At 58.1% G+C, this 14248-nt stretch carries 15 protein-coding genes and 2 riboswitches; of the genes, 9 read left to right on the forward strand and 6 right to left on the reverse strand.

The window, feature by feature from the left end; genetic code table 11:
- Window positions 1-99 precede the first annotated feature (99 nt).
- The 4 genes from AB6K10_RS01785 (at window position 100) to AB6K10_RS01800 (ending at window position 4053) form a co-directional block, all read left to right on the forward strand.
- A complete protein-coding gene (locus tag AB6K10_RS01785; RefSeq protein WP_054641732.1) occupies window positions 100-471 on the forward strand; it encodes a hypothetical protein in 372 nt (123 codons plus the stop codon).
- Window positions 472-629: 158 nt separating this feature from the next.
- Window positions 630-2024: a TIGR00366 family protein gene (locus AB6K10_RS01790; RefSeq protein WP_339117860.1), complete on the forward strand. Its 1395-nt coding sequence runs from the start codon at window positions 630-632 to the stop codon at window positions 2022-2024.
- Between the two features lie 15 nt (window positions 2025-2039).
- Window positions 2040-2741, forward strand: coding sequence for a DUF1028 domain-containing protein (locus AB6K10_RS01795; protein ID WP_339117861.1), 702 nt, complete (start codon window positions 2040-2042; stop codon window positions 2739-2741).
- 52 nt (window positions 2742-2793) lie between these two features.
- Window positions 2794-4053, forward strand: a complete 1260-nt coding sequence (locus tag AB6K10_RS01800; protein ID WP_339117862.1) for an allantoate amidohydrolase — start codon at window positions 2794-2796, stop codon at window positions 4051-4053.
- Window positions 4054-4067: 14 nt separating this feature from the next.
- On the opposite strand, the gene AB6K10_RS01805 is transcribed toward AB6K10_RS01800, so the two are convergent.
- Complete coding sequence (locus tag AB6K10_RS01805) at window positions 4068-4823, reverse strand: FadR/GntR family transcriptional regulator (protein WP_339117863.1); 756 nt, start codon at window positions 4821-4823, stop codon at window positions 4068-4070.
- Window positions 4824-5005: 182 nt separating this feature from the next.
- Here AB6K10_RS01805 and AB6K10_RS01810 point away from each other — a divergent pair, with 182 nt between their 5' ends.
- From AB6K10_RS01810 to AB6K10_RS01820, 3 genes are all read left to right on the forward strand, one after another.
- Window positions 5006-6124, forward strand: coding sequence for an alkene reductase (locus AB6K10_RS01810; RefSeq protein WP_339117864.1), 1119 nt, complete (start codon window positions 5006-5008; stop codon window positions 6122-6124).
- A gap of 167 nt (window positions 6125-6291) precedes the next feature.
- Window positions 6292-6759, forward strand: a complete 468-nt coding sequence (locus tag AB6K10_RS01815; protein ID WP_159343359.1) for a TspO/MBR family protein — start codon at window positions 6292-6294, stop codon at window positions 6757-6759.
- A gap of 28 nt (window positions 6760-6787) precedes the next feature.
- Window positions 6788-7378, forward strand: coding sequence for a cell division protein ZipA C-terminal FtsZ-binding domain-containing protein (locus tag AB6K10_RS01820; protein WP_159343360.1), 591 nt, complete (start codon window positions 6788-6790; stop codon window positions 7376-7378).
- 3 nt (window positions 7379-7381) lie between these two features.
- Here AB6K10_RS01820 and AB6K10_RS01825 read toward each other — a convergent pair whose 3' ends face one another.
- The 3 genes from AB6K10_RS01825 to AB6K10_RS01835 all read right to left on the reverse strand — a co-directional run bounded on the left by AB6K10_RS01825 (window position 7382) and on the right by AB6K10_RS01835 (window position 10886).
- The gene (locus AB6K10_RS01825; protein ID WP_339117865.1) at window positions 7382-8968 is read right to left on the reverse strand and encodes an ABC-F family ATPase; all 1587 of its coding nucleotides are present in this window, start codon (window positions 8966-8968) and stop codon (window positions 7382-7384) included.
- A 128-nt stretch (window positions 8969-9096) separates the two neighbouring features.
- Window positions 9097-9948: a CbiX/SirB N-terminal domain-containing protein gene (locus tag AB6K10_RS01830; protein ID WP_339117866.1), complete on the reverse strand. Its 852-nt coding sequence runs from the start codon at window positions 9946-9948 to the stop codon at window positions 9097-9099.
- Between the two features lie 26 nt (window positions 9949-9974).
- The gene (locus tag AB6K10_RS01835; RefSeq protein WP_339117867.1) at window positions 9975-10886 is read right to left on the reverse strand and encodes a histone deacetylase; all 912 of its coding nucleotides are present in this window, start codon (window positions 10884-10886) and stop codon (window positions 9975-9977) included.
- A 38-nt stretch (window positions 10887-10924) separates the two neighbouring features.
- Here AB6K10_RS01835 and AB6K10_RS01840 point away from each other — a divergent pair, with 38 nt between their 5' ends.
- Entirely contained in the window at window positions 10925-11512 is a 588-nt protein-coding gene (locus AB6K10_RS01840; RefSeq protein WP_062374154.1) for a gamma-glutamylcyclotransferase, read from the forward strand.
- Here the strand turns inward: AB6K10_RS01840 and AB6K10_RS01845 are convergent.
- Together AB6K10_RS01845 and AB6K10_RS01850 are read right to left on the reverse strand one after the other, a co-directional pair.
- The gene (locus tag AB6K10_RS01845; protein WP_253018415.1) at window positions 11503-12030 is read right to left on the reverse strand and encodes an HPP family protein; all 528 of its coding nucleotides are present in this window, start codon (window positions 12028-12030) and stop codon (window positions 11503-11505) included. The genes AB6K10_RS01840 and AB6K10_RS01845 overlap by 10 nt on opposite strands.
- Before the next feature lie 158 nt (window positions 12031-12188).
- Window positions 12189-12482: a hypothetical protein gene (locus AB6K10_RS01850; protein WP_044630200.1), complete on the reverse strand. Its 294-nt coding sequence runs from the start codon at window positions 12480-12482 to the stop codon at window positions 12189-12191.
- A 200-nt stretch (window positions 12483-12682) separates the two neighbouring features.
- Window positions 12683-12773, forward strand: a riboswitch (glycine riboswitch).
- 8 nt (window positions 12774-12781) lie between these two features.
- Window positions 12782-12889, forward strand: a riboswitch (glycine riboswitch).
- 60 nt (window positions 12890-12949) lie between these two features.
- On the opposite strand from AB6K10_RS01850, the gene AB6K10_RS01855 reads away from it, so the two are divergent.
- Window positions 12950-14191 (forward strand): D-amino acid dehydrogenase, encoded by a 1242-nt coding sequence (locus AB6K10_RS01855; RefSeq protein ID WP_339117868.1) that lies wholly within the window; start codon window positions 12950-12952, stop codon window positions 14189-14191.
- Window positions 14192-14248 lie beyond the last annotated feature (57 nt).

A 14248-nucleotide genomic window follows, 5' to 3' on the forward strand; every position in this document is an offset into this window, starting at 1 on the left:
TGAGTAAGGCTATCTTCTCCGAAAGATGCAAATGAGAAACACTCTCTTTTTAGCCAGCACTTTGTTAGAGAAAGGGCCGTTGAGGTAAAGGGACGTCACATGACCAGTGAACAGCGCCAGCTTCGTCAAACCCTGCTGTTTTTACGCACATCGTTTGAAGCCATTCAGCACTCGATTGCCGGACGGCTGGAAGACCCGCTGCCCTGCTGGCTAGACACCAGCATGCTCTCCATGCTCTCACGCGAGCTGACCCGCTGCTGCCAGCAGGCCAAGCCGCTGTTCGCGCCTGCGGTCGTGGAGCAGCTATTCATCGCCTCCCAACAGTGCGACCTGCTGCTCAAACAGTGCCCCGGCGTACTCAGCAGCGCCGTCTGCCACCGCCAACTCAGCGCGATCATGCTGCCGCTCACCAGCGCCATTAGCCAAATCGATACGCCGGTTAAGCGTCGCTGGCCTTGGCAGCGGCACTAGTGTTTTTCTAAATCCCGTTCAGTACCCAGAGGATTGGGGCGGTTTAGAGATCAGTATCGTTAAAGGCCTTGCTTGACCCTTCTATTTATCATGATAAATTCAGTGTAAGACGCCAACGAGCGTCCACGCTGAGACACATCACAAGCAAGGGTATCCTCATGGCTGAACAACAAAACGCGGCAGCCTCTGGCTCGCCTAAAAAATGGTATCAGGCGGTTCCCGACCCCATGGTGCTCATCTTTCTCATCCTGGTCGCGACGTATTTTCTGACCTTTATTATTCCTGCGGGTGAATTTGAAAGAGTGATTCAAGATGGCCGCACGGTCGTCGTACCAGGCTCATTTGCCTACCTGGAAGATGTCGCCAATATTCCTCTGTTCAATATTTTCGTGGCGATTCCTGAAGGCCTTATTGCCGCCTCGCAATACCTGTTTATCGTCTTTATCGCCGGGGGGCTGTTTCACATTCTGCAAAAGACCGGCGCGCTGGAAAACGCGATAGGCGTGGCGGTTAACCGCGTTGGCGTTGCCCGACGCAATATGATCATCGTCGTTGGCACCTTTATCTACGGCTTTTTTGGCGTGGCGGTGGGGTTTGAAAACAATATCGCGCTGGTGCCAATTGCAGTGCTCATCGCTAGTGCCATCGGCTGTTCGAGTTTGGTGGGCACCGCCATGGCCGTCGGCGGCATCGGGATCGGCTTTGCTCTTTCGCCTATCAACCCTTACACCGTGGGCGTTGCCCAAGGTATCGCCGAGCTACCGACCTTCTCCGGCGCCTGGCTGCGCACGCTGCTGGTACTTTCATCACTGGCCTTGCTCTCGCTGTATATCTGCAAGCGCGTCGTCAAAATGGAGTTTGAAGAGCCCGACAACGCCGAGTCATTGAGTAAGCCATTAAGTGAATATCGCCTGACCAAGCGCAATATTCTGACCATGGTGGTATTTGTAGGCGGGCTAATCGCCATGTTGATCGGTGTCTTTACCCGCGGCTGGTACATCAACGAGATCGCAGGCACCTTTCTACTGCTGGCGATCGTCATTGGTGCTTTGAACGGCCTATCGGCAAACGGCATCGTCAAACAGATGATGGAAGGTGCTGCCAGCGTCACCGCCGGCGCGCTGGTGATTGGGGTAGCGGCCTCTATTCAGGTCATCCTTGAACAGGCCGTCATTATCGACACCATCGTCAATTCTCTGAGCGCGCTGATTGACGGTATACCGTCGATATTCTCTGCCATCATGGCCAGTGTGGTGCAGGGTATCATCAACCTGTTCATTCCTTCTGGCTCCGGCCAGGCATTGGTGACCATGCCGATTCTTATTCCCGTGGCAGACCTTGTCGGCATGAGTCGCCAACTCATGATCACAGCGTTCCAGGTGGGCGACGGTTTGACCAACCTGATTGTACCAACCTCAGGCGGTACGCTGGCCATGCTGGCACTTGGTCGCGTCTCCTATGCCCAGTGGCTCAAGGCCATTCTGCCCTTTATGGTGCTGGTCTATGTCTTGTCCTGGATTGGGCTGGTGATTGGTCACTTGGTGGGCTATTAAGCCCGCATTAACACCATGACGCTTTCACTGGTTCACTGCCACCCGGCCACAGGCACTGTCGCCACCATCACTGCCACCGGTGGAGTGGCGGTAGGCGGCTATGTGCATCACTGCTGGCGCGGCATTGGCGCGTGCGTCACCCAAGGGCGATTTACCAACCCCTGGTACTCGGCTCGTGTGCTTGACGCACTGCGCGATGGCGCCACCGCTAAGCAGGCCCTTGACGTAGCAGTCAGCCAAGATAGCGACGCCGCGCTACGCCAATGCTTGGTGATGGATGCCCATGGCCGCTCATCGGTACATTCCGGAAGCGAGAACATCGCTGAAGTGGAGGCCGTTTGCTTTCCCGGCGTCGCTGCGGTCGGCAACATGCTGCAAAGCCGCGATGTCGTGAAGGTTTTGGCCGAGCGGTTTCTAAGCGTTAGCACCACCAACAGCGGCGCTGCCATTAAACGAAGCGAAGCGCCCCGCTACCCAAACCATCACGACCAGCACTTGCTGGCGAACCTCATTGACGCTCTCGATGCCGCGCTGGATACGGGTGGCGATAAGCGTGGCACCCGCTCGGCTGCACTGCGTATCGAGTCGTTCCAGCAAGCTCCCATTGATTTACGCGTTGACTGGTCGGAAGACGTTGTAGCAGCCCTAAGGCTGCTAGCTGGCCAGTTCATGAGCGACGATTTCCAAGCCTTTTGGCGCCAGCTGCCGCTACGCTAGACGCGCTTCCACGCTGCTGGGTTGTTGGCCCCCATCGCCTAACGGAGAGTTTATGACCAAAGCCGCTGTGAATGCTCCATTTGCCCAAGATGAGTTGGGACAAGTATTAATCAAGCGCCTTGATGAAGCCGCTCGCTGCTCGGCTCCCGGCGCCGGTGTTACCCGACTGTTTTGCTCTCAGGAGCACAGAGATGTACTGCCACTCATCAGCGGCTGGATGGAGCAAGCCGGACTTGCACCACAACTGGACGCTGCTGGAAACCTCGTGGGGCGCTGCTCCAAGGCACGGGCAGGAGAAAAAACCCTCATCATGGGATCTCATCAGGATTCGGTGATCGAAGGAGGCAAGTACGACGGGATGCTGGGCGTTGCGCTGCCCATTCTGGCACTGGAAGCGCTTCAGCGCGAAGGAGTGACACTCCCCTTTGGCATCGAGGTTATCGCGTTTGGTGACGAAGAGGGAGTGCGATTTCCTACCACATTGGTTGGCAGTAAAGCGCTAGCGGGTAACGTAACGCCCGATCAGCTTGCCGTTCGGGATGAACAGGGTGTGTCACTTGAAGAGGCCTTGACCGCCTTCGGCTGCCAGCCAGGTGAGATCCCCGCAATCGCCCGCGACCCTGCCAACACGCTGGGGTTTTTAGAGGTCCATATCGAACAGGGGCCTATTCTTGAGCAACGGCATCATGCGGTGGGCATTGTCACGGCATTGACCGGCATTGAACGCCACCGTGTCACGCTGCGCGGCAAGGCCGGACACGCAGGCACCACACCGATGCCCATACGACATGATGCACTCGTTGGCGCGGCAGAGATGGTTTTGGCCGTCGATAGCGTGCTGCAGAGCACCGACCAGTTGGTCGGCGTGGTGGGCAAGCTAGATGTCCACCCAAATGCCGTCAATGTCATTCCTGCCCAGGTCACTTTCACTGTTGAGCTACGCTCACCTGAGCGCAATATCCGGCAACAAGGTCGCGACGCTGTCTACTCCGCTATGGAAGAAGTGGCGACTCGCCGAGGGCTATTGCTAGAGATGGAAAGCACGTACAGCGCCGATGCCGTTGCGTGTGCCGATTGGATCATGACTGCCCTAGAAAAGGCCTGTGCCGATGTTGGCCAGCCTGCAGAGCGACTATTCAGTGGTGCTGGGCACGATGGCTTGGCCATGCAGGCATTAACGGATATCGGAATGTTGTTTGTGCGCTGCAAGGATGGGCTAAGCCACCATCCCGACGAAGCGATTACCGTCGAAGATGGTGAAGCGGCAACGAGAGTGGTCATGGCGTTTTTACAACAGCTGGGAACACCATAGCGCATTGACCGCGTTTACTTCAGTGGCTCAGGTAAAAAGCCTCGGCGTACCTGGGCCTCCTGTTGATTCATTACCCGCTGGGCATCCAGCATATGCTCGCGCATGATGCTATAGGCGCTTTCCGCATCCCCTAGCTCGATTGCATCCAGTATTTGCGCATGATAGCGACATCCCACTTGGCCAAAGTCATAGGTGGCTGGCTCATACAGTCGATGATATATCGTCAGATCCGAGAGCACTTGAATCGTGAAACGAATGATAAAGGTCAGCAACTGATTGCCGCCTGCCAACTCAGCAAGCATCAAGTGAAAATGCAGCGAATCGAGGTGTTGCTGGCGCTCCGTCTCGCTATCGTTTGCCGGACCTGAATAGCTATGCAGGCTTTCACGCAAACGCGCCATATCGTCAGTACTTACTTTTCCTGCCAACGAGGCAGCCAGTTCAGGCTCTAATGCCAGTCGAATTTGATAAATATCCTTGATGGAAATATCTTTAAAAAACAAATAATTACTCAGCAGGGATATCGCTTTCGCATCGCTCATTTCGCGCACAAAAGCACCTCCGCCAGGACCCGTGCGAGTTTCGACAAGACCCTGAGCCTCGAGTACTCGCGTACTCTCACGTACCGTGCCTTTCGATACCTGTAACGTGTCCATTAACTCAGACTCGCTCGGAAGCCGATCCCCTGGCTTTAACTGCCTGTCCACAATCCAGCACTTTATGGTTTCCGCCACCTGATAAGGACGTCGCTGCGATGCGTTTTTTAACATGCTGTCGAGAAGTTCCTGACAAATAATCTGTAAGGATACCAGAGAGGCTTTCTATTTAGACGCCTCTATCAAAGTTACCTACTATACGATAGGTCAGAGGGCATCTGGGTGGCATTAGCTAGTAAACTGGTCTATTGTTTGGCGTACTATTTCATTGAAGCATTTCAAAAGGAGCTTGCTTGATGGCTTACGAGACGCTGTTTACCCCCACCACGCTAGGTAGCTTGACCATTCCTAACCGCGTCATCATGGCGCCGCTGACCCGTTCGCGCACGCCGGATAGCGTGCCGGGCAAAATGCAGGAAGCCTATTACGGCCAGCGCGCCGGTGCGGGCCTGATCATCAGCGAAGCCACTAACATCTCTCCCACTGCCCGTGGCTATGTGTACACGCCCGGCATCTGGACCGACGAGCAGGAAGCAGGTTGGAAAGGCGTCGTGAATGCCGTTCACGCCAAAGGTGGCCGCATGGCCCTGCAGCTGTGGCACGTAGGTCGCGTTTCCCATGAGATGGTGCAGCCGAACGGCCAGCAGCCGGTAGCCCCTAGCGCGCTGAAAGGTGAAGGCGCTCAGTGCTTTGTTGAATTCGAAGACGGCACCGCTGGTCAGCACCCCACCAGCACGCCACGTGCGCTGGAAACCGACGAGATTCCTGGCATCGTGGATGATTACCGCCAAGCGGCCATCCGTGCCAAGCGCGCCGGGTTCGATATGGTCGAAGTCCATGCTGCCAACGCTTACCTGTTGAACCAGTTCCTGGCCACCGGCACCAATAAGCGCACCGACCAGTACGGAGGTTCGCTGGAAAACCGTGCCCGCTTCCCGCTGGAAGTGGTCGATGCGGTCGTGGAAGTGTTTGGTGCTGAGCGTGTCGGCATTCGTATGACGCCGTTCATCGAGCTGTTCGGCTTGACCGACGACGAGCCGGAAGCGATGGCGTTCTACATGGCAGAGCAGCTCTCCAAGCGCGGCCTCGCCTACCTGCACCTCAACGAGCCGAACTGGGCGGGCGGCGACATCACCTTCCCTGCCGGTTTCCGTGAGCAGATGCGCGAACGCTTTAGCGGCAGCCTGATCTACTGCGGCAACTACGACGCCGAGCGCGCTGAAGCACGCATCAGCGAACATACTGCCGATGCCGTGGCCTTTGGCCGCCCCTACATTGCCAACCCGGATCTTCCGGAGCGCTTCCGCGTGAACGCCCCGCTCACCGAGCCGAATCATGAAACGTTCTATGGCGGCGATGAGAAGGGCTACACCGATTATCCGTTCATGGATAACGGCTATGACCGCATGAGCTAAGCCTCTTCGCGATGCGCAGGGCTGGGTTTCCCCTTTTGGGGGAACCCTTATGGACGAAAAGCATCACTTAGGTGGTGCTTTTTTTATGCCTACGTGTTTTAAAACGCTGCTAGGCTATTGATTCTCTCGTTTTAACGCGCGTTTCTTTACTCACGAACAGGTGGTTTATGCTCGCTTCGCTGTTGGCGCTGCTGGTCTCATTGCTACTGGTGGGTGCCGCTGCCGCCACGGGCGCACGCTTTCGTCCCGATGGTTGGTACCGGGCGCTGCGCAAACCTCGCTGGACGCCGCCCGATCTCGCGTTCCCCATCGCCTGGGGGATTCTCTATCTCTTGATGGCGATTGCGGCTTGGCGGATTTATATGGCGGACGACTCGCCACTGCGTAGCGCGGGCCTTGCTGTGTATGGCGTGCAGCTGTTGGCCAATGCGGCGTGGTCATGGCTGTTTTTTGGGCGCAAACAGATGGCCGCCGCGCTGGTGGATATCGTGCTGCTGTTGGGGCTGATTACGCTGGCCATTGGCCTGTTTGCCCAGGTGAATAGCCTCGCCGCGTGGCTAATGGTGCCTTACTGGCTGTGGGTCGCTCTCGCGCTGGCACTCAACGCCACCATTTTGCGATTAAATAGCGCCTAAGGGTTAACTAACAAAAGGGTGTTACCCCATGGATACAACGTCACTGCCCGTTCTACTGGCCTTTGCCTCGCTGCTGTTAGGGGTGCTGGCCGTAGTGATTTTCGCTTACGTCGTAGTGCCCAAACGACGTCGCGCCAAGGCCAAGGCCGAAGCAGCAGAGGCACCGGTCGCCGCGCCTACGCCGCCGCCAGCGGAAGAGCCGCCGCCCGCTCCCGCCAAGCGCACGGGGAAGGTCAAACAGCACTCGCTGTTCGTCATTTTCAACCAGCCGGATGTCACCACCGATGAGCGATTGACCGAGTGGCTGCGTGGCAAGGGCGCCCATTACGACGCCATCAAGAAGGTGTTTTTGATCGACGGCCAGCAGGCATCTAACCCGATTACCGTGGCCAACGCCTTCCCGCCTGGGGAAATGCCCGACCTGCTGCGCGGGGAAACCCACGAGCCCATTCGGGGGGTTAGCCTGCTGGTGAAGCCGCCGCTGCACAAACGCCGCAATCAGCAGATGCACGTGTATGTGGAACTCGCCAAAGAGATGAACGAGACTTTCAGCGGCGACATGCTGGATGCCGACCGAGAGCCAGCCACCGAGGCCACCTACGCTCAAATCATTGGTTAAGCGCTACACCACGCCCTGGCTGCGCAGGTAGTCGTCGTAGCTGCCGCTGAAATCGACGATGCCATCCGGCTGCATATCAATGATGCGCGTGGCGAGGCTGGAGACGAACTCCCGGTCGTGGCTAACGAACAGCAGCGTGCCGGGGTAGTTCTCCAACGCCAGGTTGAGCGCCTCGATGGACTCCATATCCAGGTGGTTGGTGGGCTCGTCCATCAGCAGCACGTTGGGGTTGGTGAGCGTTAGCTTACCGAACAGCATCCGCCCCTGCTCGCCGCCCGAGATCACCTTCACCGATTTATTGATGTCGTCGCTGGAGAACAGCATGCGGCCCAACGCGCCGCGTACCACTTGCTCACCGCCTTTGGTCCACTGGCCCATCCACTCGAACAGCGTGGCGTCATTGGCAAAGTCATCGGCGTGGTCTTGGGCGAATACGCCAAGCTCGGCGGCATCGGTCCACTTCACTTCACCGGCATCTGGGCGAAGATCCCCCGCCAGCGTTTTCAGCAGGGTGGTTTTGCCAATGCCGTTAGGGCCGATGATGGCAATGCGCTCACCTGCTTCCACGGTCATGGAGAAACGCTTGAACAGCGGCTCGCCGTCGTAGCCTTTGGTAATCGCCTCCACGTTCACCGCGTTACGGTGGATCTTCTTGTTTTGATCAAAGCGGATAAACGGGCTCACCCGGCTAGAGGGTTTGATGTCTTCCAGTTTGATCTTGTCGATCTGGCGCGCCCGCGAGGTGGCCTGCTTCGCTTTGGAGGCGTTGGCCGAGAAGCGGCTGACGAACTGCTGCAGCTCGGCAATTTGCGCCTTCTTCTTGGCGTTGTCCGCATGCTGACGTTCACGGGCCGCAGTGGCCGCCGTCATGTAGTCATCGTAGTTGCCGGGGAACAGGGTGATTTCGCCGTAATCCAGATCCGCCATGTGGGTACACACACTGTTCAGGAAGTGACGATCGTGGGAAATGATCACCATGGTGCTGCTGCGCGCTTTTAGAATCTCTTCCAGCCAGCGGATAGTATTGATATCCAGGTGGTTGGTAGGTTCGTCCAGCAGCAGCACGTCCGGGTCGGAGAACAGCGCCTGGGCCAGCAGCACGCGCAGCTTCCAGCCAGGCGCGACTTCACTCATGGGGCCGGTGTGCTGTTCGATAGGAATGCCCAGGCCCAGCAGCAGCTCGCCCGCGCGGGACTCGGCGGTGTAGCCATCCAGCTCGGCGTAGCGCACTTCTAAATCCGCTACGGCCATACCGTCTTCTTCGCTCATTTCAGGCAGCGAGTAAATGCGCTCGCGCTCGGCGGCCACTTGCCACAGCTCGGCGTTGCCCATGATGACGGTGTCGATGACCCGTTCGTTTTCGTAGGCAAACTGGTCCTGGCGCAGCTTACCCAGCCGGGTACTGCTATCCAGCATCACTTGGCCAGACGAGGGCTCCAACTCGCCACCGAGAATTTTCATGAAGGTGGACTTACCGCAACCATTCGCGCCAATCAAACCGTAGCGATTGCCGTTATTAAATTTGACGGAAACATTTTCGAACAGGGGCTTGGCCCCAAACTGCATGGTGATGTTGGCGGTTGCGATCAAGATAGAGGCCCTGGTTAACGAGGAAGCGCTGTTGGAGAAACGAGCACGCTTGCAAAAGCTCGCGATTCTACGCGCCTTTGGGCAACGTTACATCTCCCCTTGCGCGCTTCCCTTAACCGGGCACTTGACTACTGCGCAGGCATTTCAAGCAGAAAGCGTTCTCCGTCAAGCGCTTGGCGCAGGCGTGAGTGTAAAATCCCAACGATCCCCTGGTGCTCGCCGACCAGCGCGGTGGTCGTCACCGTCAACCCACTGTGGCGCTGTTCGGCGGCGGCGCAGATCTCGGCGATATCGCCACCCTCACCGGCATGACGGCCTGGGGAGAGAAACAGCATCGCCAGCACCACGTTTCCGCTGCTGAATTCAGGCGTATCCAGCAGGTGCTCCAATAGCGGCTCGTTAAAGCGGTACTCGTCGCCGTCACGTCGCTCCATGGAAGCCGCCGCCACGCAGCGCACGTCGTCGCCCAGCAGCACGCTCAATTGCCCAGCCAGGCGGTTACGCACGGCGGTAACGTCGGGAATGGGGCTGCCGTGGTCCACCAGCGCGACCTTGGCAGCGCCTTGTTCAGGCAACTGCGCACGTACGTTATTGGCCAACAGCTGTGCCAAGCGCAGATCGTTACTCCCAAGTTCATCTACCAGTGGCTGAGCAACCCGCACCGACACGTTAGGAAAACGGGCCTGTAGCGCGGCCATTCGCTCCGGCAAGTACCCCGTTAGCGCTTTACTGGGGCCGAAGAAAAACGGCAGCACGATAATCTCGGTGGCGCCTGCCTCGGCGCTGCGTTCGGCGGCGGGGCCTAACGTAATGGCGGGAATGCCATCGACCTCTTCAGCGGGGATTTTATTGGAGTGCAGCAGCGAGGCCGCCTGAACAGCCTCCCCTAGCGTCTCGCTCAACGCGGCCGCCACCCGGCGCAGATTATGGGTCGCCTGGGGGCGCAGGGAGCCGTTATCGACAAGAAAAATAGCGCGCATCGCGTTCGTCCTTTTCAATCAAAGCGTTAATGAGCCGACAGCACTTCCGCAGCGGCCCGGTGCAACTGGGCGTGGCGTGTAGCGAGGGCGGTAATATCGCGGTCGTAGCCGCCGCCGATGACCGCCGCCACGGGAATGTCAGACTCACGGCAGAGGTTCAGCACATAGTGATCTCGGGCATAGAGCCCATCGCTGCTGAGCGATAAGTAGCCCAGACGGTCATCGTGATGCACATCCACGCCCGCGTCATAGAGCACTACGTCTGGCTGGTAAGCGGCGAGTACCCCAGGCAGCCAAGACGCGAGTTCGGCCAGATAAGCCGCATCCTCCATGCCGTTGGGCAGGTCGATATCCAGGTCGCTTTTTGCTTTGCGGGCGGGGAAGTTACGCGCCGCGTGCATGGAAAAGGTAAACACGCCGGGCTCGTTGGCAAAGAGCCGCGCGGTGCCATCGCCTTGATGCACGTCGCAATCCACAATCAGCACCCGCTCTACCCAGCCCTGCGCCAGTGCGTGGGCGGCGGCCACGGCTAAATCGTTAATCAAACAGTAGCCGCTAGCGGCATCTGCATGGGCGTGGTGCGTGCCGCCCGCCGAATTGCAGGCAAGCCCGGTGGCTAGGGCCGCTTCCAGGGTGAGCAGCGTGCCGCCGGTTTCCAGCCGCACTCGCTCCACCAAGGCTTGCGACCACACGAATCCACTACGTCGCTGAGCGGCACGATCGAGCTGGCCGTGCAAAAATGCCTTCACGTACTCTGGTGTATGCACGCGTTGCAGGCTTTCGAGGGTGGCCGGTTGGGGCGTGTGCCACTCAATGGGGCAGGCCAACGTCTGCTCGCCCAATAGCTGCCGAAGCACCCGAAACTTTTCCATAGGGAAGGGGTGATTGGCTGGTAAATCAATCGTATAACCCGGATGATGAACCACCGTTAACGCCATGCGCGTGCAGCCACTTTGGTCACAAATATAGATCGCTTATGTTGCTTGATACCACGACGTTAAACCAGCAAAGAAACTTCTTCGACGGCCATGCGGATATCTGGCTTTTTGGCTACGGTTCGCTGATTTGGAAGGCCGATTTTGACTATTTAGAGCGCCGGCCTGCGGCGATTACCGGCTGGGCGCGGCGCTTCTGGCAGGGCTCCCACGACCACCGCGGCACGCCGGAAGCGCCGGGGCGAGTGGCGACGCTGATTCGTGCCGAAGGCGCGGTATGTCATGGCATGGCCTACCGCATCACCCCAGAGGTGCTCGCACCGTTGGATGTGCGGGAGAAAAACGGCTACCTGCGGGAAAAAGTCACGCTGACGTTTTTGGATGAAGCGGGTAACCCTGACGCCGACCAAGCGCCTAGCGAGGGGCTGATTTATCTGGCAAGCGAAGACAACCCTGCATTTTTAGGCGATGCCCCGCTGGCCGATATCGCCCAGCAAATTGCCCAGGCCCATGGCCCCAGCGGCCCCAACAGCGCTTACTTGCTGAACCTCGCCCAAGCGCTGCGCGAGTTGGGCACCGAGGATGCGCATATTTTTGCCCTGGAAGCGCAGCTACAGCGCTACCAGTAGCGCGGATAGCGGCGGTGGCGCGCCAGGTTATTGACCAGAATCGCCACCATTAGCATGACGATGCAGCCTGCGCCAATAGGGATCAGCGGATACCACCAGCCCAACTGATGCACGCTGGCACCGCCTGCCACGGCAATCAGCGCAGCGGCAGCCCCTGGCGGATGAACGGTATGGGTGAGCTGCATAACCAAAATGGAGAGCGACACCGCCAACGCCATCGACAGCGGCGTGGCCCCCAGCAGTTGATAGCAGCCCACGCCCACACAGGCAGAGAGCACGCTGCCAAACAGCACATGGCTTGGCTGGGCAAAGGGGCTTTCCGGGGCGGCGTAAATCAGCACCGAGGTTGCCCCGAACGAGCCCACGATCAACAGCTGCTGGGAGAGCCACTCGGCGCTTAGCCAGCAAATCAGCGCCATGCCAGTAAAGGCACCCAGCCACGACCAGCAGGCATCCTGCCAGCCCACCCGGGGGCGCGGGGTTCGTTCTCCGCGCATCTTGCCAAGATACGTTTTCATCGCACTCGCCTTTGCACAAAAAGAGTGCAGATGATGACAAAATGCACCAAAGAAGCAAATGACGATGCGTCATAGTGACATGAATGAGGCTCAGGACCCCTTTTACGGATTCCAACTACGCACGAGGGAAACGCTTTATTTTCCCTATCGTCTTAGTACTACATCATCAGCCACGACAGGATAAACAGCCCAATCAGCGTGCGGAAAATGCCGCCAATAATGGAGCCACGCAAAAACGCACGCAGCCCACCCCACAGCACCAGCAGGCCGATGAGCAGTATCGCGAGACTCAAGAACGAGTCGTTGATCCCCAGCGAACGCGTCAGACCGCCGATAAAGTCGTCAAAAGCACCGAAAAAGTTGGTGAAGAGCCCCACCAAAAACTCCACCACCACGCGAATGGCATCGCCTATCGCCTCGCCGATGCCCTCAAAAAATCCGTTTGCCTGCATGCGCGTTGTCCATTGCTTGAAGATGATTGATCGAAGGTAATCGCTCGAAAATAGCTCGTTGAAGATAGTTCGTTGCAGATAGTTCGTTGCAGATAGCAAGCATTGTGTGTGAAAACACGCAGCCTGGCAAAGCCACGCGATTGAGCGGCTTCCACCTTTCGCCTATTCCCTTTTTAGCACCGCCGCGTTACAACGTTAAGTACGCAGTTGCGGGAGAGACTGGTGCACGACACCAGCGCCGAAGGAGCAACGACCCCGGAAACTCTCAGGCCAACGGACCGCAACGGCTAACGTTTTTACCAATACGTTCCGAAGAGCGGTTGATGACGGCGTCACTCAGCCCACCGAAGGAGCAAGCGCCACATCATCGGCGTGAATCTCTCAGGTTCCATGACGGAAGGGGTACGCCTAGCAAACATGTTTGCTGGGGGTATCGCCCGACGCTCATACAATCTGTGGAGAGACTCATGCAACGCATTGCAATTATTGGCGGTGGTATTACCGGTATTACCAGCGCCTACGCCCTCGTAAAACGCGGCTTTAACGTCACTGTGTTTGAAAAGCATCGCTACGCCGCGATGGAAACCTCGTTTGCCAACGGTGGCCAGCTTTCCGCTTCAAACGCTGAGGTATGGAACCACTGGCCTACGGTCATCAAAGGCCTGCGCTGGATGCTGAAGAACGACGCCCCGCTGCTCGTCAACCCTCGCCCCACCTGGCACAAGCTGAGCTGGTTTGCGGAATTTATCGCCGCCATTCCCCGCTATGCCGACAACACCACCGAAACAACGCGCCTCGCCATTGCCGCCAGGGAACATCTGTTTCAGTGGGCGCGAGACGAGCAGATCGATTTCGACGTGAAACAAAAAGGCATTCTGCATATCTACCGCGATAAAGCGGGCTACGAGCATGCCGCTAAGGTCTCACAGCTTCTGCACCAAGGCGGGCTCGAGCGTCGGGCGGTCACACCAGAAGAAATGCGCGCCATCGAACCCACGCTCGCGGGTAGCTACTACGGCGGTTTCTTCACCGAAAGCGACGCTACCGGGGATATTCACAAATACACCAACGGCCTCGCAAAGGCCGCGGCCAAACGCGGCGTGCGGCTGAACTACGGCCACCAGGTGACCGACCTGGGTGCGGATGAGAACAGTGCCTGGGTCAGCGCTTCCGTCGACGGTGAGGAGGTACGCCAAAGCTTTGATAGCGTGGTGGTATGTGCCGGGGTCGGCAGTCGTGCCATCGCCGCCAAGCTAGGCGACCGCGTGAACATCTACCCGGTCAAAGGCTACTCCATCACCGTACAGCTGGACGACGAGGCCTCACAGCAGGCCGCACCGACGGTGAGCTTGCTGGATGACGAGACCAAGCTGGTGACCAGCCGTCTGGGGAACGACCGTTTCCGCGTGGCCGGTACCGCTGAGTTTAATGGCGCAAACCGCGACATTCGTAACGACCGGATTCAGCCGCTGGTGCGCTGGGTAGAGCAGTGCTTCCCCAGCGTGAGTACTCAACGAGTGGTGCCTTGGGCGGGCCTGCGCCCGATGCTGCCGAACATGCTGCCTAAAGTCGGCCCTGGCAAATTGCCGACCGTTTTCTACAACACGGGCCACGGCCACCTGGGCTGGACGCTATCTGCGATTACCGCTGAAATGCTCGCCGACGCCGTAGATCACTCCACCGCCACCTCGCTAATCGCGACGCACTAGGCAGAGCCATCGCTCAAAACGACCAAAGGGGCCGCTGGGCCCCTTTTTTTCTAACAT

The organism is Halomonas sp. BMC6 (assembly GCF_964204995.1).
Taxonomy (GTDB): Bacteria; Pseudomonadota; Gammaproteobacteria; order Pseudomonadales; family Halomonadaceae; genus Vreelandella.